Origin of the sequence: Domibacillus sp. DTU_2020_1001157_1_SI_ALB_TIR_016 (genome assembly GCF_032341995.1) — a bacterium.
Lineage (GTDB): Bacteria > Bacillota > Bacilli > Bacillales > Domibacillaceae > Domibacillus > Domibacillus indicus_A.
Map to the genome: position 1 here is coordinate 2,963,335 of NZ_CP135439.1, position 17,625 is coordinate 2,980,959.

Consider the following 17,625-nt stretch of genomic DNA (forward strand, 5'->3'; position numbering starts at 1 on the left):
TAATTGCGTATTCTAAAAGAAAATGGCGGTCCGGACGGGACTCGAACCCGCGACCTCCTGCGTGACAGGCAGGCATTCTAACCAACTGAACTACCGGACCAACGATTGCGGGGGCAGGATTTGAACCTGCGACCTTCGGGTTATGAGCCCGACGAGCTACCGGGCTGCTCCACCCCGCGACGATAAAAAGAAAATATATAATTTTAATCCTTCACAGCCAGGCGGCGTCCTGCTCTCACAGGGGGAAACCCCCAACTACCATCGGCGCTGAAGAGCTTAACGGCCGTGTTCGGGATGGGAACGGGTGTGACCTCTTCGCTATTGCCACCTGACTATGAAGTTTGAAAGAAGTGTTCTTTCAAAACTGGATAGAAGCGTTATTGTATGGGCAAAAACCTTTCGGTTACACGCCAAGTGTACATTGATTAAGTCCTCGATCGATTAGTATTCGTCAGCTCCATGCGTCGCCGCACTTCCACCTCGAACCTATCTACCTCGTCATCTTCAAGGGATCTTACTTACTTGCGTAATGGGAAATCTCATCTTGAGGGGGGCTTCATGCTTAGATGCTTTCAGCACTTATCCCGTCCACACATAGCTACCCAGCGATGCCTCTGGCGAGACAACTGGTACACCAGCGGTGTGTCCATCCCGGTCCTCTCGTACTAAGGACAGCTCCTCTCAAATTTCCTGCGCCCGCGACGGATAGGGACCGAACTGTCTCACGACGTTCTGAACCCAGCTCGCGTACCGCTTTAATGGGCGAACAGCCCAACCCTTGGGACCGACTACAGCCCCAGGATGCGATGAGCCGACATCGAGGTGCCAAACCTCCCCGTCGATGTGGACTCTTGGGGGAGATAAGCCTGTTATCCCCGGGGTAGCTTTTATCCGTTGAGCGATGGCCCTTCCATGCGGAACCACCGGATCACTAAGCCCGACTTTCGTCCCTGCTCGACTTGTAGGTCTCGCAGTCAAGCTCCCTTGTGCCTTTACACTCTGCGAATGATTTCCAACCATTCTGAGGGAACCTTTGGGCGCCTCCGTTACATTTTAGGAGGCGACCGCCCCAGTCAAACTGCCCGCCTGACACTGTCTCCCACCCGGATCACGGGTGCGGGTTAGAATTTCAACACAGTCAGGGCAGTATCCCACCAGCGCCTCCACCGAAGCTGGCGCTCCGGCTTCCAAGGCTCCTGCCTATCCTGTGCAGACTGTGCCAAAATTCAATATCAGGCTGCAGTAAAGCTCCACGGGGTCTTTCCGTCCTGTCGCGGGTAACCTGCATCTTCACAGGTACTATAATTTCACCGAGTCTCTCGTTGAGACAGTGCCCAGATCGTTGCGCCTTTCGTGCGGGTCGGAACTTACCCGACAAGGAATTTCGCTACCTTAGGACCGTTATAGTTACGGCCGCCGTTTACTGGGGCTTCAATTCAGACCTTCGCTTGCGCTAAGCCCTCCTCTTAACCTTCCAGCACCGGGCAGGCGTCAGCCCCTATACGTCGCCTTGCGGCTTTGCAGAGACCTGTGTTTTTGCTAAACAGTCGCCTGGGCCTATTCACTGCGGCTCTCTCGGGCTTGCACCCTACCAGAGCACCCCTTCTCCCGAAGTTACGGGGTCATTTTGCCGAGTTCCTTAACGAGAGTTCACTCGCTCACCTTAGGATTCTCTCCTCGCCTACCTGTGTCGGTTTGCGGTACGGGCACCTTACATCTCGCTAGAGGCTTTTCTTGGCAGTGTGGAATCGAAGACTTCGGTACTAAAATTCCCTCGTCATCACAGCTCAGCCTTAATGGAAACGGGATTTGCCTCATTTCCAGCCTGACTGCTTAAACACGCGTATCCAGCTGCGTGATCTCCTATCCTCCTGCGTCCCCCCATCACTCAAACGATGCTTGGTGGTACAGGAATATCAACCTGTTATCCATCGCCTACGCCTTTCGGCCTCGGCTTAGGTCCCGACTAACCCTGAGAGGACGAGCCTTCCTCAGGAAACCTTAGGCATTCGGTGGAAGGGATTCTCACCCTTCTTTCGCTACTCATACCGGCATTCTCACTTCCAGACGCTCCACCAGTCCTTCCGGTCTGACTTCACAGCCTCTGGAACGCTCTCCTACCACTGACACCGAAAGGTGTCAATCCACAGCTTCGGTGATACGTTTAGCCCCGGTACATTTTCGGCGCAGAGTCACTCGACCAGTGAGCTATTACGCACTCTTTAAATGGTGGCTGCTTCTAAGCCAACATCCTGGTTGTCTGGGCAACTCCACATCCTTTTCCACTTAACGTATACTTTGGGACCTTAGCTGGTGGTCTGGGCTGTTTCCCTCTTGACTACGGATCTTATCACTCGCAGTCTGACTCCCAAACATAAGTATCTGGCATTCGGAGTTTGTCTGAATTCGGTAACCCGGGATGGGCCCCTAGTCCAAACAGTGCTCTACCTCCAGTACTCTTCGTTTGAGGCTAGCCCTAAAGCTATTTCGGAGAGAACCAGCTATCTCCAGGTTCGATTGGAATTTCACCGCTACCCACACCTCATCCCCGCACTTTTCAACGTGCGTGGGTTCGGACCTCCAGTGAGTGTTACCTCACCTTCATCCTGGACATGGGTAGATCACCTGGTTTCGGGTCTACGACCTCATACTCAAGCGCCCTATTCAGACTCGCTTTCGCTGCGGCTCCGCCTTATCAGCTTAACCTTGCATGAAATCGTAACTCGCCGGTTCATTCTACAAAAGGCACGCTATCACCCGTTAAAGGGCTCTAACTACTTGTAGGCACACGGTTTCAGGATCTCTTTCACTCCCCTTCCGGGGTGCTTTTCACCTTTCCCTCACGGTACTGGTTCACTATCGGTCACTAGGGAGTATTTAGCCTTGGGAGATGGTCCTCCCGGATTCCGACGGAATTCCTCGTGTTCCGCCGTACTCAGGATACACTCAAGAGAGAAGAGAATTTCGGCTACAGGGCTGTTACCTTGTACCGCGGATCTTTCCAGATCGCTTCACCTATCCTCTTCCTTTGTAACTCCGTATAGAGTGTCCTACAACCCCAAGAAGCAAGCTTCTTGGTTTGGGCTATGTCCCGTTTCGCTCGCCGCTACTCAGGGAATCGCGTTTGCTTTCTCTTCCTCCGGGTACTTAGATGTTTCAGTTCCCCGGGTATGCCTCCTCCTGCCCTATGTATTCAGGCAGGTGTGCCACCCCATTACGGATGGCGGGTTTCCCCATTCGGAAATCTCCGGATCAAAGCTTACTTACAGCTCCCCGGAGCATATCGGTGTTAGTCCCGTCCTTCTTCGGCTCCTAGTGCCAAGGCATCCACCGTGCGCCCTTTCTAACTTAACCTAAAATGGCGGTGTATCTTACTCGGTTTTTTGCTTTGGTCATACAATGTGTTGCTTCTATCCAGTTTTCAAAGAACATAATATGGTGGAGCCTAGCGGGATCGAACCGCTGACCTCCTGCGTGCAAAGCAGGCGCTCTCCCAGCTGAGCTAAGGCCCCATATAAAGAAGTAAGAATGGTGGGCCTAAATGGACTCGAACCATCGACCTCACGCTTATCAGGCGTGCGCTCTAACCAGCTGAGCTATAGGCCCCTACTTCCATTATGAAGTTTCAGATTGAACCTTCAAAACTGAACAAAATCAAACGTCAAACGTTTGCGAGAACCAAGTTCTCACTTCCGTAAATATCCTTAGAAAGGAGGTGATCCAGCCGCACCTTCCGATACGGCTACCTTGTTACGACTTCACCCCAATCATCTGCCCCACCTTCGGCGGCTGGCTCCCGTAAGGGTTACCCCACCGACTTCGGGTGTTGCAAACTCTCGTGGTGTGACGGGCGGTGTGTACAAGGCCCGGGAACGTATTCACCGCGGCATGCTGATCCGCGATTACTAGCGATTCCAGCTTCATGCAGGCGAGTTGCAGCCTGCAATCCGAACTGAGAATGGTTTTATGGGATTGGCTAAACCTCGCGGTCTTGCAGCCCTTTGTACCATCCATTGTAGCACGTGTGTAGCCCAGGTCATAAGGGGCATGATGATTTGACGTCATCCCCACCTTCCTCCGGTTTGTCACCGGCAGTCACCTTAGAGTGCCCAACTAAATGCTGGCAACTAAGATCAAGGGTTGCGCTCGTTGCGGGACTTAACCCAACATCTCACGACACGAGCTGACGACAACCATGCACCACCTGTCACCGCTGTCCCCGAAGGGAAAGCCCTGTCTCCAGGGAGGTCAGCGGGATGTCAAGACCTGGTAAGGTTCTTCGCGTTGCTTCGAATTAAACCACATGCTCCACCGCTTGTGCGGGCCCCCGTCAATTCCTTTGAGTTTCAGCCTTGCGGCCGTACTCCCCAGGCGGAGTGCTTAATGCGTTAGCTGCAGCACTGAGGGGCGGAAACCCCCCAACACTTAGCACTCATCGTTTACGGCGTGGACTACCAGGGTATCTAATCCTGTTCGCTCCCCACGCTTTCGCGCCTCAGCGTCAGTTACAGACCAAAGAGCCGCCTTCGCCACTGGTGTTCCTCCACATCTCTACGCATTTCACCGCTACACGTGGAATTCCGCTCTTCTCTTCTGCACTCAAGCCTTCCAGTTTCCAATGACCCTCCACGGTTGAGCCGTGGGCTTTCACATCAGACTTAAAAGGCCGCCTGCGCGCGCTTTACGCCCAATAATTCCGGACAACGCTTGCCACCTACGTATTACCGCGGCTGCTGGCACGTAGTTAGCCGTGGCTTTCTGGCCAGGTACCGTCAAGGTACGGGCAGTTACTCCCGTACTTGTTCTTCCCTGACAACAGAGTTTTACGATCCGAAAACCTTCTTCACTCACGCGGCGTTGCTCCGTCAGACTTTCGTCCATTGCGGAAGATTCCCTACTGCTGCCTCCCGTAGGAGTCTGGGCCGTGTCTCAGTCCCAGTGTGGCCGATCACCCTCTCAGGTCGGCTACGCATCGTCGCCTTGGTGAGCCGTTACCTCACCAACTAGCTAATGCGCCGCGGGTCCATCTGTAAGTGACAGCCGAAGCCGCCTTTCAATCAAGAACCATGCAGTTCTTGATGTTATCCGGTATTAGCCCCGGTTTCCCGGAGTTATCCCAGTCTTACAGGCAGGTTACCCACGTGTTACTCACCCGTCCGCCGCTGACTTGAACAGAGCAAGCTCTGTCAAGTCCGCTCGACTTGCATGTATTAGGCACGCCGCCAGCGTTCGTCCTGAGCCAGGATCAAACTCTCCAAAAAGTGTTTGACTTGCTCATTTGTTTCCATTAAAAACACGGGGTGTTTTTAATGGAAGATAAAAATTTAAAACGTTGACGTTTTTATTGATTTTGTTCAGTTTTCAATGTTCAATTTTCTGGAGCGGGTGATGGGAATCGAACCCACGACATCAGCTTGGAAGGCTGAGGTTTTACCATTAAACTACACCCGCATAAAAATGAAGATCGGGAAGACAGGATTCGAACCTGCGACCCCTTGGTCCCAAACCAAGTGCTCTACCAAGCTGAGCTACTTCCCGTTAAATAAGATAATAAAATGGCGCGCCCGAGAGGACTCGAACCTCTAACCGCTTGATTCGTAGTCAAGTACTCTATCCAATTGAGCTACGGGCGCTTATTTATTTGGTGCGGCCGAGAGGACTTGAACCTCCACGGGGTTGCCCCCACTAGGCCCTCAACCTAGCGCGTCTGCCATTCCGCCACGACCGCATAAAAGCGTTCCGCGCACCAAATTGTCGCTTGCCAACAAAATAATATTTTACATGAACTTCATTGCCTTGTCAACACTTTTTTAAAAGTTTTCGAAGGAATGGTGAGCCATGAAGGACTCGAACCTTCGACCCTCTGATTAAAAGTCAGATGCTCTACCGACTGAGCTAATGGCTCAAAAAAATGGCTGGGCTAGAAGGATTCGAACCTTCGCGTGACGGAGTCAAAGTCCGTTGCCTTACCGCTTGGCTATAGCCCAATACTTTCTTTGAAAATGGCGGTCCGGACGGGACTCGAACCCGCGACCTCCTGCGTGACAGGCAGGCATTCTAACCAACTGAACTACCGGACCATGGAATATTAAACATAAAGAAGGGAAACCGGTGAAGCCGGCTTCCCGACGATGACCCCTACGGGATTCGAACCCGTGTTACCGCCGTGAAAGGGCGGTGTCTTAACCGCTTGACCAAGGGGCCTTAAAAATAAAATCTGGCGGAGAAGGAGGGATTTGAACCCTCGCGCCGGTTACCCGACCTACACCCTTAGCAGGGGCGCCTCTTCAGCCTCTTGAGTACTTCCCCAGATTGGCTCCGCAGGCAAGACTCGAACTTGCGACCGATCGGTTAACAGCCGATTGCTCTACCACTGAGCTACTGCGGAATAACGAATGTTATCTTATCGACACTTAGTATTATAAACCAATTACTCATTTATAGTCAACAACTTTTTTAACTGTTTTTCAATATTTATTAATTGAACACCGTTATAAAAAAAGCTGCTCAATTAAAATATCAATTGAAGCAGCAATTGTCAACATCATTATTCGATAATTTCTTTTAAAACTCCCCGGCATGCCCCGCATACATATCTTGATGTGTTAATACGCCGGTATCTTTTATACTTTATTCCGCATGCTGAGCATTTATAAAAAACAATCTTTCTTTGTTTCTGCTTCCCTTCCTGTTCTGGAAGTGTCCTGCAGTGACGCGGCGATCCGGTTTGTTTCAGCAGCTCTTTAAAGTCCTCATCTCCATGCTTGTACCCTTTCCCTTGCAGGTGAAGATGGTAATGGCACAGCTCGTGCTTCAAAATACCAATGAGTTCTTCTTCTCCAAACGCTTCAATGTATTTTTCATTCACTTCAATATTGTGAGATACAAGCAGGTAGCGGCCTCCGGTTGTCCGAAGCCGCTTGTTAATATATGCCCGGTGCAGAAAAGGCCGATTAAAAAAACGTTCTGACAGCTCTTCTGTCAGCTTTTGAATCATTTTATCGCTCGTTTTCATTTGGATTCGTCTTTAACCATCGTCAATGAAATTCTTCCTTTTCCAGCTTCTACAGCCTCTACCCAGACGGTTACAATATCCCCAACCGACACAACGTTGAAAGGATTTTTCACAAATCCTTTTTTCAATTTTGAGATATGAACGAGTCCGTCCTGCTTTACGCCGATATCTACAAAAGCGCCGAAGTCTGTTACATTCCGAACGGTTCCCTGCAGCTCCATTCCCTTTTGAAGATCCTCCATTTTCAGTACATCTGTTTTTAAAAGCGGCGCCGGCATTTCGTCACGCGGGTCGCGTCCCGGCTTTTGAAGTGAGTCAATAATATCTTTTAATGTCAGCTCGCCAATGCCAAGCTCCTTTGCTATTTGCTCTGTATTCACCGCCTGAAGAGCAGCTCCCAGCTCTTCTGAACCAATATCCGCCGTTTTAAATCCAAGCGATTTCAACAGAGCGGTTGTTTCTTTATAGCTTTCCGGATGAATAGGTGTCCGGTCAAGCGGTTCTTCTCCATCTGTAATACGCAGAAAGCCAATGCACTGTTCAAAGGTTTTCCCGCCAAGACGCGGCACTTTTTTGATCACAGAACGCTTCGTGAATTTTCCGTTTTCTTCTCGATATTGAACAATATTTTTGGCTACTGTTTTATTTAATCCCGCTACGTGTTCAAGCAGCGAAGGAGAAGCTGTATTCACATCCACACCCACACGGTTTACGGCTGTTTCTACCACGAATGCAAGCGAGCTGGATAATTTCTTTTGGGATACATCGTGCTGGTACTGGCCTACGCCAATCGATTGCGGATCGATTTTTACCAGCTCCGCCAACGGGTCTTGAATGCGGCGCCCAATCGACACAGCACTTCTTTCCTCTACTTGAAGGTGAGGAAACTCCTCGCGTGCAATATCAGACGCGGAATACACGCTGGCCCCTGCTTCATTTACAATAATATAAGCGGCTTTTTTCTTGAGGCTCGGCAGCATTTCTACTACAAACTGTTCGGTTTCCCTTGAAGCCGTCCCGTTTCCAATGGCAATAATATCTGCTTCAAACTCCTCTGCAAGCTGTTTAAACAGCTCTCTCGCTTCTTTTCTTTTTCCTTCTCCTGTATGCGGATACATGACTTTAATCGCTAGAACTTTTCCTGTTTCATCTACAACCGCCATTTTACATCCTGTTCGGTATGCCGGATCAACTGCAAGCACCACTTTTCCTTTTAACGGCGGCTGGAGCAGAAGATTTTTTAAGTTCTCCGAAAAAATGTGGATAGCCCGTTCTTCTGCCGCTTCTGTCAGTTCATTCCGCACTTCTCTTTCTACAGAGGGGCGAATAAGACGCTTGTATGCATCCCGGGCCGCATCCAATAGAATCGGGGCTGCGGGGCTTTGTTCATCTCGAATGAATTTCTTTGCTAAATAGCCGATCACACGCTCTTCATCAAAAGAGACAGCTACCTTTAATACTCCTTCACTTTCGCCTCGGTTCACAGCAAGCGTGCGGTGGGGAGCAATTTTATTAATGGGCTCTTCATACTCGTAATACATTTTAAAGACTTCTTTTTCATCTTCACCTTTTAACTCTGTTTTTATTTTTCCATATTTCGTCATATCAAGCCGGATACGCTCCCGAACTGCTGCATCATCTGCAATAGTCTCTGCAACGATATCCGCTGCGCCTTGAAGAGCGGCTTCTGTGTTTTCTACTTGTTCATTTATATATTGTTGAGCTTCCTGATCGATTTGTGCGTCTTTAGGACAGGATAGAAGCCACTTGGCCAAAGGCTCTAAACCTTTTTCTTTTGCAACGGACGCTTTCGTACGCTTTTTTTGCTTAAACGGACGGTAGATGTCCTCTACAGCCCGCAATGTTGCTGCTGCCTCAATCGCTGCTGCGATATCAGGAGTCATTTTTTGCTGTTCGGTAATCGAACGGGCAACCTCTTCTTTCCGCTGCTCAAGATTTTTACGATATGTATATTGCTCTAAGATTGTTCGAATTTCGACTTCATCCAGTGATCCGGTCATTTCTTTTCGATACCGGGCAATAAAGGGGATTGTATTCCCTTCTTCTGTTAGCTGAATAACAGCTTTTACTTGTTTCACACTGGTTTTTGTATCTGCTGCCGCTGCTTTAATTAATTGTTCCTCCATACATGTGCCTCCGCTTCTTTCTTGAATATTCATATTGTAGCAAAAAAAGAAAAAACCCGCTGATTCACAGCAGGTTGCCAACTAAAAAGGTTGCATCGTCATTTGATTTTAAAGCGACAGCGTCCAGTTCTGCCGCAATTTGTTCTGTACTCCGGTAGCGCATCAGCTCTTTTGTGTTAAGCAAATTAACGCCATCTGAATGAACAAGAAATTTACTGCCCGGCTCATATGTAAAGCGTTCCATTCTATACCTTTGCGGACGGCCGGATAAATAACCGGTGACAGGCAGAGGGTACGTAAGTTTTCCATCTTTAGCATATAAGTAAAAACGAATATTGCCAACGCACGTATATTCGAAACTTCGTGCTTTAAAATCAATTTTAAACAGTGCAACCGCCGCTCCACGTTTTTGAAACATGGCGGTGTTAATTAAATTCATCATTCCTTCGACCGATTCTTCCTGCCAATCCCGTTTCACAATTTCCGCCGCTGCTTGTGATGACTCATAGGCATAGCGGCCGCTTCCAAGGCCGTCTGCAAGCAAACAAACAAACGAGTTTCCCTCCTGCGCAAAATAATAGGTATCCCCGCAAAAAGAATTTCCGTATTTTGAATGTGTACCTGCTATTAATTCCAGCTGTTCATTTTGTATTTTTTCCATCAAGAAAGGTGCTCCGTTGAATAGGCCTCAGCATGAATCGCTTCTTTCAACTTTTTAATAGCCCTTCTTTGCAGCCGGGAAACATGCATTTGGGAAATGCCAAGCTTGTCCCCTGCGTCTTTTTGACTCAGGTTTTCAAGATAGGTAAATTGTATAATCTGCTTTTCCCGGTCGGATAACACATGTAATACTTTTTCAAGAACAAGGCGCTGGTCGACACGCTCATATCCTTCTTCACGGTTCCCAACAATATCAAGAAGCGTTACCGTGCTTCCATCCGAATCGGCTTCAATGGAATGATCCACTGATAACGCCTGATAGCTTTTGCCCATCTCCATTGCTTCCAATACTTCTTCCTCTGAAATATCAAGATAATGGGCGATCTCATCAACGCGGGGTGACCGCTGAAGAGAAGTGGTTAATTCTTCATTCGCTGATTTAATTTTTGGGCCTAGTTCTTTTATGCGCCTCGGTACATGTACACTCCATGTTTTATCGCGCAAAAATCGCTTGATTTCCCCTACAATAGTCGGAATGGCAAATGCTTCAAAGCTTTTCCCAAAAGAATCGTCATAGCGGCGGATTGCTCCCAGCAGTCCCATCATCCCTACTTGCACGATGTCTTCATGGTGGGAACGCCCTTTTGAATATTTTCTGGCAATAGACTCCACCAATCCATGATAATGTTTCACAAGCTTATCTTGAGCGTCCCGGTCTCCGTTTTCCTGAAAAGCCTTGATCCATTCGATTGCCTGAAGCTTTGCAGCTTGGTTAGGTCGAGATGGTTTCTGCATCCCTCTCCACCTGCTCTCCTTCGAGATACTTTGTCATAAACAAAGTAATCCCTTCATTTTGATGTACTTTCACTTCATCCATCAGTGTTTCGATCAAATAAAGGCCCAGCCCTCCTTCACGAAGGAATTCAACTGACTTTTCTGTATAGGGCCCCAGTGCCTCTTTTGTTTCTTTAAAATCAAAACTATTCCCGTTATCCGATACAATCACTTCCAGGTGATCCTCATAAAGGCGAAAGCCGATCAGCACTTCTCCTTCTTCCCCTTTATAAGCGTGCTGGACAGCATTCGTAATGGCTTCACTTGTTGCAATTTTCAAATCCTCAATCGTGTCATATGAAAAACCCATCCGGCTGGCAATACCGGAGAGCGTCAATCTTGTAATACCGACAAATTCTGGCTTGGCCGGGATTTTCATTTCTACATAATCAGCATACGTCATTCTTACACGCCACCTTCTGATCCAGAATTAATGTTCATGATGTCCGCAAGGCCTGTAATATCGAAAAGACGCTTTAAGCGATCAGATAACCCAACTAGCTTCATGGTTCCATCATTCGCATTTAAGCTTTTAAAAAGGCCGACGAAAACGCCAAGACCTGTACTGTCCATATATGTAACACCAGACAGGTCAACGACAAGATCCGCTTCTTTTTTCTCTGTATAAGGAAACGCTGTTTCACGCAATTTTGGTGCCGTGTAGGCATCAATTTCACCTGCAAGTTTGATCGTTGTCTGTTGTTCCTGTTCTTGTACGTCAATTGAAATATTCATTTAGGATAAACCACCTTTAACATATTAATCGCTTCATTACTCAATATCCCTTTTATACCCTTGGTGCATAAGGATTAAACCCATTAAGAAGTTCTTTTTAAAATAATGAGCGTAAAATCGTCACGAAGCTGAAAATCCTGTAAATACTCCAGCTCTTTGTACACTTTGTCGGCGATATCCTGCGCGTCAAGATGTATGTATTTTTTAATATACCCAATAAGTGTGTCTACCTCTAAAAAACCTTCTTCTGTTCGGCATTCTGTTACACCATCTGACATGAGCAGAATAATATCCCCAACTTCTACTTTCCGTTCGTACTCTTTGTACTTTGTTTTCTTATCTACGCCGAGCAGCAGACCTTTTGCCTGCATCTCATCAAACTCTCCCGTATCGGCATGATAAAAAAAGCCTGGTTCGTGGCCGGCAGATGAGTAAGAAAAAACATGTGTTTCCGGATTATACAAACCACTGAACATGGTAATAAACATTGTCGGGTCTACATTCTGTTCTACAACGCGGTTCAGGCGCTCAAGTACATCGCCCGGGGCCTGGCTGTCCTCCGGCATACTATCCATCGAATATTTAATCATCGACATACAAAGGGCTGCAGGAATTCCTTTGCCAATAATATCAGCAATCGCTACACTAATCGCGCCATTTTCATGTGATACAAAATGGTAATAGTCTCCGCTCATTTGCTTGGCCGGCACACTGATTGCCCCGATGTCCATAGATGGAATGCGGGGAATCTGTGTGCCAAGAAGTGTCTGCTGCATGCTCGCAGCTACTTCGATTTCATTGATCAGTTCTCGCTGGATCGTACGCAAGCTTTGATGCTCACGATACGCCAAGCCATAACTCATCATCACCTCAAGCAGAATATCAAGCGACAGAAGAAGCGATTCCGGAAGATCCGGTTCAAGATCCATAATGGATGTTTTATGAAGGCTGATCATTTCCTCCGGCGATATTTTATACTCGATTGACTTCCGGCTGAATTTTTGGCTCATGTATAAAGCCTGTTCAGTTTGGTCATTAATATACGTCTTTAGTATTTCTTTGTATTCATCGAGCATCGTATCTCTGAAATTCATCCTCGTCCTCCTAACGGAGCCACTTCACCGACTTAATAAGCGTCCCTTCACCCGGCGTAGATTCAATGGAAAATTCATCCATAAGCCTTTTTACACCGGGAAGTCCAGCTCCAAGTCCACCCGAAGTTGAAAAACCGTCTTCCATGACTTTTCGAAGATCCGGAATACCCGGCCCCTCATCACGGGAAACAATGGTCATTCCTTTTTTCGCTCCATTCTCTACTTTCTCTATCGTTATTTCTCCCTGGCCTGCGTACAAGTAAATATTACGAGCCAGTTCACTGATCGCAGTCGTAATACGAGCCTGGTCAACCGTACCGAAACCAAGTTCTTTCGCTACATTCCGGCCAAGTTGTCTCGCCGCTACGATATCCCATTCATTTATAATTTTCACACTAGAGTCCATCGTGTCAGTCCCCCAGTTCCCGTTGAAGTTTCTCCAAACCTTTTTCGAGATCCAGTGCGGTCATCACTTCCTCCAGACGAATACCAAGCTCGATCAGCGTAATCGCAACGGCAGGCTGAATACCTGTAATTACTACTTTAGCTCCCATTAGCTTAGACATGCTGATTACATCGCCCAGTACTTTTGCAATGAATGAATCGATGAAATCAATGGATGTAAAATCAATGACGACTCCTCTTGCACTTGTTTCATGGATTTTATGAAGAAGATCTTCTTGAAATTGGAGGGCTGTTTGATCATCAAGCTCCCATTGGATCGAAATGAGTAAACAATCGTGCAGTTTTAAAATCGGAATTCTCATGTTCATTCTTGTACCTCCACAATTTGTCTTGACGTCGATGCAAGTGCCTGCTCTACGCCTTTTTTCATTGTGCTCGTCGTTGTTACATCTTCAAGATTAATACCTAAATTTACAATCGTTTGAGCAATTTCTGGACGAATGCCGACAATGGTGCACTTTGCTCCAACAAGACGGACCGCTTCCGCTGCTTGGATAATATGGTGGGCAACCATTGTATCTACAACCGGTACACCGGTAATATCAATTAATACCACTTCGGCTCGATGGCTGACGACCCCTTCAAGCAAGTTTTCCATAATTTGCTTTGCCCGCTCCGTATCAATTGTGCCGACAAGCGGCATAACAGAGATTTTGTCAAAAACCGGAATCAGTGGTGCAGATAGTTCCTGAAGGGCAATTTTTTGAAGAGAAATCGTCCGTTCCCAAGATGTGGTGTACGCTTCTGTGATGGTTTTATACATCGGAAAAATCCAGTTGTTGATTTCTGCTGTAAAATCAATATAAGTTTGTTGATTAATTTCACCTGAGCGCTGCATGCCGTTTTCAACAATCTTCCCAAAAACACGAAGACCATCTGTAATCATTGTCAACGGCCATCCAAGACGGACAATCTTTTCTGAGAAGTCAACAGCACGCTCTTGGAATTTTTCCTCGGAATCTGAAAAGTTCGACATAACGAGCTGGATAAACTCTGAACTTGTTTTTACAAACATATGGTCAGACATAGCCAGAACAGCGCGCTCGTCAGCTTCTGTGCGCATCAATTCAATCCACTCGTTTAATATGTCATCATTGTGAGACTGTACATATTGAAAAATCTTTTTCCGCATTCGGTTCTCTCCAATCGTCGTTCCGCTCCAAATCTGCGGTTTTCGTCAAAAACGTTCATTATTTTTATTATAAAGGTTATTTGAATAATTAAAAAGCCGTATCATCTGACAGGCGTGAAAAATTATGGTTTAAAGAAAAAAGCACCTCCGTTTAAACGAGAGGTGCTTTGTTAAAATTGTATAAGACCTAAACTAATTTGCAAAGCGTCGTCCACTTTCTCCATCATTCCGTCGTCAAGCTGCGTGATCTTATCTGTAAGCCGCTGCTTGTCGATCGTTCGAATCTGTTCGAGTAAAATAACGGAGTCTCTTTCAAATCCATACCGCTCCGCATTAATTTCCACATGCGTCGGCAGTTTGGCTTTTTGGATCTGAGCTGTAATGGCTGCGACGATAATAGTGGGACTGAACCGATTCCCGATGTCGTTTTGAACGACAAGAACAGGCCGGACGCCGCCTTGTTCGGAGCCGACAACAGGGGACAGGTCTGCAAAATATACGTCACCACGTTTTACGATCACACGGTTTATCCTCCACTTACTAAACGTTCGACTGTGTTTCCTGCCTCAAATTCGGCTTGCATCGCTTCTGATGCAATAGCAAGGTTGATCTTGGCCATTTCCATATAACCACGCCGCATCGATTCTTGAATATGACGCTTTTTTCGCTCGCGTAAATACATTTTTGTTGCGCGGTAAATGAATTCACTGCGGCTAATTTCTTCCTGTTCCGCAAAACAGTCAAGTTCATTTACAAACTGCTTTGGCAAGTTTACTAACACATCTGTCGTCGTACCGGATTCAGACAAGAACTACACCTCCACCAATCACTGCACACATCTCTTTGCTTATTACTGTCCCACTTATCATACCATTCACTGAAAGGGTTTGGAAAGACATTTTCAAAAAATGTTACACAACAGGACCTTTGACGGTCAAATCTATTACAACAGAGAATTGGTCACAGATACTTTTTTTCCGTTTTCTACATACACTCTTGGCACACGTGACGTAATCACACATGGAATTTCATAATTAATGGTTTCTCTTTTCTCGGCGATTTCTTCCATTGAAATTTCTTCATTTTGCTGCTGTCCAATGAGTGTTGCCAATGTTCCGGTTTTATATTCCTCTGGAAGCCTTACCATGCACTGATCCATGCAAATCCTGCCTACAATTGGCATCCTCCGGCCGTCGATTAACACATCCTGCCCGCCTAACTTGCGAATCCAGCCGTCTGCATAACCAATGGGAAGGGTGCCGATCCATTCATGCTCAGCAGCTTCGTAAGTGGCTCCATAACTTACTTTTTCACCAGGCTTAAGCTTTTTTACATGAACAAGCTTTGACTTCAACGAAAAAGCCGGCTTAAGCGGAAAAGGCAGCTGCGCGGATATTTCAGTCGAAGGCGTCAACCCGTACATAGCAATACCAAGCCGGACCGCGTTAAAGCCAGCTCCTTTAAACCGAAGCGTGGCTGCGCTATTTGAGCAATGAATAAACTGAGGCTTTTCTTTCAATGCGTCAAGCATTTCCTGAAAGCGTATAAGCTGTTCCTCCATGTAGCTTGTTTCTTCTTCGTCTGCTGTTGCGAAATGAGTGAAGATCCCTTCAAAAACAAGCCGGTCTGACGCTTCAATCCGACTGATCGCTTGAAGCAGCTCAAATTCATCCCTAAAACCGATACGCCCCATTCCAGTATCGCATTTTAAATGTATATTCAACTGCTGCCCTTTATGTACAGCAGCTTTTTCAAACCACTCTTCATTATGCACCGTAAGTGAGATTTCTTGGGCTGCTGCTAAATGAGCATCCTCCGGCCGGCTTGCACCTAACACAAGAATAGGACCTTTAATCCCTGATGCTCTCAGCTTTAATGCTTCATCTAAAAAAGCGACTGCCAGCCCTTTTGCGCCAGCTTGAACAGCTGCCCGGGCGACCTGCACATCTCCATGTCCATATGCGTTTGCTTTTACAACTGCATATAAAAATACGGAAGAATCAAGCTGTTCTAATGTTTTTTTCACGTTCCATTTTATTGCATCCAAATCAATTTCTGCCCAGGTGTCCCGGTAGAATTCCATTGATGTCACTTCCCAGTTCATTTATCGTCTTGCTTTTTACTCCCTAGTCCTCAGCCCATGGTTCTTCTTATCCAAACCGGAGCGCTCCAGACCATACAGCGCTAAACGGGATTCTTACGCATTTCCTATTTTCCAGCTCCAGTATCCCACCGCTTTCTGTTCTTCACCCTCCTCCCAGCGATAAGTCAACATCGAATCGCTGGCGCTCTTCGTGTTTCCTTTATCTTCGTCAGAGTGCTCCAGACCATACAGCGCTAAACGGGATTCTTACGCATTTCCTATTTTCCAGCTCCAGTATCCCACCGCTTTCTGTTCTTCACCCTCCTCCCAGCGATAAGTCAACATCGAATCGCTGGCGCTCTTCGTGTTTCCTTTATCTTCGTCAGAGTGCTCCAGACCATACAGCGCTAAACGGGATTCTTACGCATTTCCTATTTTAAACAAAAAAAAAGCGGCGGTAAACTGCACCGCTGCCTCTTATTTAACTGATTCCGGTGAGATCGAAGCGGCAATGCGCGCCATCTCGCCCTGGGAGAGTTTATCTGACGCCAGCATAAATTCCACACCATTATATACCCAATGAAGTGACCCGTCTTCTGCCTCCCCGGCCGCAAAGCCCATATCGGACAAGTCGCCGGACGCACGGGCGATTCCTTCTTCACTAGGAACGGCAGGCTGCTCAATCAATGTGAATGGCTTGCTGCCTTCATAAGTTAAGATCACACGGTTATCAATCCGGGTTTCATCTGCCAGCTCTGCTTCTCCGGTCTCTGTTGGATAATGAATCATGAATTCCGAAGGTGATGCGCCAGCTGTTTCTTTAGCGGCGGCTTTCTTTTCACTAAAATCATCTTTTGCAAATTTCGGCTTTAAGTCCATCTTTTTAAATACAACCGAAATAACAACCTTCCCCTTCGTATCCATTACTTTCACAAGCGCTGGGGTAAAATTTTTCTTGTGAAATGAAATCTCTTGCTTTGGAAGCATTTGACTGTTTGTGTAGCGCGTTTTTGTTTGGAATACGTAGTAATCCTCTGTTTCTTTAAATACGGCTTCTCCATCAGCTTGGATATCGGCAGCCAGCGATTCAAACAAGTAGGACTGGCTGCTGTTTTCCGGCCAATTATTTTCATAGCGGAAGCTTTTGCCGAGTGATGGAGTCATCACATAAATCCCTGTTTTGTTTTTAACAATCGTCTGGCTGTGCTTATTGGTTACCGATGCAAGATGAACGCGGTAATTCGTATGACGCTGATTCCAAATGTCTACGTTATACGTTTGCTTTTCTTCACCTGCCTGCACTTCTAAGATAGCTTTCGCTTTATAACCGGCGGCATTTCTCGCTTTGTCGGAAATTTCCTTTACAACATCTTCTTGTGACGGCGATCCTCCGCACGCAGATAAAAGAAGCACCATCAACAGCAATCCGATCCACTTTTTCATCCCCGCACCCCTTCCTC

Annotated in this window: 14 protein-coding genes, 14 tRNA genes and 3 rRNA genes; all 31 read right to left on the bottom strand. The window is 47.0% G+C overall.

Annotated features, from left to right (window positions below; genetic code table 11):
* Positions 1 to 23 precede the first annotated feature (23 nt).
* The 31 genes from RRU94_RS23230 to RRU94_RS23380 all read right to left on the bottom strand — a co-directional run bounded on the left by RRU94_RS23230 (position 24) and on the right by RRU94_RS23380 (position 17,608).
* Positions 24 to 100, bottom strand: a tRNA-Asp gene (locus tag RRU94_RS23230).
* Positions 101 to 105: 5 nt separating this feature from the next.
* Positions 106 to 179: transfer RNA gene (locus RRU94_RS23235), tRNA-Met, on the bottom strand.
* A gap of 37 nt (positions 180 to 216) precedes the next feature.
* Positions 217 to 332 (bottom strand): 5S ribosomal RNA (gene rrf, locus RRU94_RS23240).
* An 89-nt stretch (positions 333 to 421) separates the two neighbouring features.
* Positions 422 to 3,354, bottom strand: a 23S ribosomal RNA gene (locus tag RRU94_RS23245).
* An 82-nt stretch (positions 3,355 to 3,436) separates the two neighbouring features.
* Positions 3,437 to 3,512 (bottom strand) — tRNA-Ala (locus tag RRU94_RS23250).
* A gap of 17 nt (positions 3,513 to 3,529) precedes the next feature.
* A tRNA-Ile gene (locus RRU94_RS23255) sits at positions 3,530 to 3,606 on the bottom strand.
* A 102-nt stretch (positions 3,607 to 3,708) separates the two neighbouring features.
* A 16S ribosomal RNA gene (locus RRU94_RS23260) occupies positions 3,709 to 5,261 on the bottom strand.
* The 16S, 23S and 5S rRNA genes sit together here with 14 tRNA genes alongside, the layout of an rRNA operon.
* A 116-nt stretch (positions 5,262 to 5,377) precedes the next feature.
* Positions 5,378 to 5,451 (bottom strand) — tRNA-Gly (locus RRU94_RS23265).
* Between the two features lie 13 nt (positions 5,452 to 5,464).
* Positions 5,465 to 5,538 (bottom strand) — tRNA-Pro (locus RRU94_RS23270).
* An 18-nt stretch (positions 5,539 to 5,556) separates the two neighbouring features.
* A tRNA-Arg gene (locus RRU94_RS23275) sits at positions 5,557 to 5,633 on the bottom strand.
* Between the two features lie 9 nt (positions 5,634 to 5,642).
* Positions 5,643 to 5,728 (bottom strand) — tRNA-Leu (locus RRU94_RS23280).
* Between the two features lie 101 nt (positions 5,729 to 5,829).
* Positions 5,830 to 5,905 (bottom strand) — tRNA-Lys (locus RRU94_RS23285).
* Positions 5,906 to 5,912: 7 nt separating this feature from the next.
* Positions 5,913 to 5,987, bottom strand: a tRNA-Gln gene (locus tag RRU94_RS23290).
* A gap of 16 nt (positions 5,988 to 6,003) precedes the next feature.
* A tRNA-Asp gene (locus tag RRU94_RS23295) sits at positions 6,004 to 6,080 on the bottom strand.
* Positions 6,081 to 6,132: 52 nt separating this feature from the next.
* Positions 6,133 to 6,204 (bottom strand) — tRNA-Glu (locus RRU94_RS23300).
* A gap of 14 nt (positions 6,205 to 6,218) precedes the next feature.
* Positions 6,219 to 6,309, bottom strand: a tRNA-Ser gene (locus tag RRU94_RS23305).
* Between the two features lie 4 nt (positions 6,310 to 6,313).
* A tRNA-Asn gene (locus RRU94_RS23310) sits at positions 6,314 to 6,388 on the bottom strand.
* Between the two features lie 159 nt (positions 6,389 to 6,547).
* Positions 6,548 to 7,015 (bottom strand): SprT family protein, encoded by a 468-nt coding sequence (locus RRU94_RS23315; RefSeq protein ID WP_315693220.1) that lies wholly within the window; start codon positions 7,013 to 7,015, stop codon positions 6,548 to 6,550.
* Positions 7,012 to 9,162, bottom strand: a complete 2,151-nt coding sequence (locus tag RRU94_RS23320; RefSeq protein ID WP_315693221.1) for a Tex family protein — start codon at positions 9,160 to 9,162, stop codon at positions 7,012 to 7,014. Before RRU94_RS23320 ends, RRU94_RS23315 begins: the two co-directional genes overlap by 4 nt.
* Positions 9,163 to 9,226: 64 nt before the next feature.
* A complete protein-coding gene (locus RRU94_RS23325; protein WP_315693222.1) occupies positions 9,227 to 9,823 on the bottom strand; it encodes a PP2C family serine/threonine-protein phosphatase in 597 nt (198 codons plus the stop codon).
* Complete coding sequence (sigB, locus tag RRU94_RS23330; RefSeq protein WP_242235241.1) at positions 9,823 to 10,617, bottom strand: RNA polymerase sigma factor SigB; 795 nt, start codon at positions 10,615 to 10,617, stop codon at positions 9,823 to 9,825. The genes RRU94_RS23325 and sigB overlap by 1 nt, the downstream gene beginning before the upstream one ends.
* On the bottom strand, positions 10,595 to 11,059 hold the full coding sequence (rsbW, locus tag RRU94_RS23335; RefSeq protein WP_242235244.1) for an anti-sigma B factor RsbW: 465 nt from the start codon (positions 11,057 to 11,059) through the stop codon (positions 10,595 to 10,597). Before rsbW ends, sigB begins: the two co-directional genes overlap by 23 nt.
* A gap of 2 nt (positions 11,060 to 11,061) precedes the next feature.
* Complete coding sequence (locus tag RRU94_RS23340) at positions 11,062 to 11,391, bottom strand: anti-sigma factor antagonist (RefSeq protein ID WP_242235246.1); 330 nt, start codon at positions 11,389 to 11,391, stop codon at positions 11,062 to 11,064.
* 83 nt (positions 11,392 to 11,474) lie between these two features.
* Positions 11,475 to 12,485 carry a PP2C family protein-serine/threonine phosphatase gene (locus RRU94_RS23345; RefSeq protein ID WP_251273302.1) on the bottom strand — a complete coding sequence of 337 codons (1,011 nt, stop codon included), beginning with the start codon at positions 12,483 to 12,485 and terminating at the stop codon, positions 11,475 to 11,477.
* Positions 12,486 to 12,495: 10 nt separating this feature from the next.
* Positions 12,496 to 12,891, bottom strand: a complete 396-nt coding sequence (locus RRU94_RS23350) for an anti-sigma regulatory factor (RefSeq protein ID WP_242235251.1) — start codon at positions 12,889 to 12,891, stop codon at positions 12,496 to 12,498.
* Positions 12,892 to 12,895: 4 nt separating this feature from the next.
* Entirely contained in the window at positions 12,896 to 13,258 is a 363-nt protein-coding gene (locus RRU94_RS23355) for an STAS domain-containing protein (RefSeq protein WP_172645569.1), read from the bottom strand.
* Positions 13,255 to 14,082: an STAS domain-containing protein gene (locus RRU94_RS23360; RefSeq protein WP_315693225.1), complete on the bottom strand. Its 828-nt coding sequence runs from the start codon at positions 14,080 to 14,082 to the stop codon at positions 13,255 to 13,257. Before RRU94_RS23360 ends, RRU94_RS23355 begins: the two co-directional genes overlap by 4 nt.
* 170 nt (positions 14,083 to 14,252) lie before the next feature.
* A complete protein-coding gene (locus RRU94_RS23365; protein ID WP_018395451.1) occupies positions 14,253 to 14,603 on the bottom strand; it encodes a type II toxin-antitoxin system PemK/MazF family toxin in 351 nt (116 codons plus the stop codon).
* Positions 14,604 to 14,608: 5 nt separating this feature from the next.
* A complete protein-coding gene (locus tag RRU94_RS23370; RefSeq protein WP_050182177.1) occupies positions 14,609 to 14,890 on the bottom strand; it encodes a CopG family ribbon-helix-helix protein in 282 nt (93 codons plus the stop codon).
* Between the two features lie 135 nt (positions 14,891 to 15,025).
* Complete coding sequence (gene alr, locus RRU94_RS23375) at positions 15,026 to 16,186, bottom strand: alanine racemase (protein ID WP_315693226.1); 1,161 nt, start codon at positions 16,184 to 16,186, stop codon at positions 15,026 to 15,028.
* A 456-nt stretch (positions 16,187 to 16,642) separates the two neighbouring features.
* A complete protein-coding gene (locus RRU94_RS23380) occupies positions 16,643 to 17,608 on the bottom strand; it encodes a LolA family protein (protein WP_315693227.1) in 966 nt (321 codons plus the stop codon).
* Between the last annotated feature and the right edge of the window lie 17 nt (positions 17,609 to 17,625).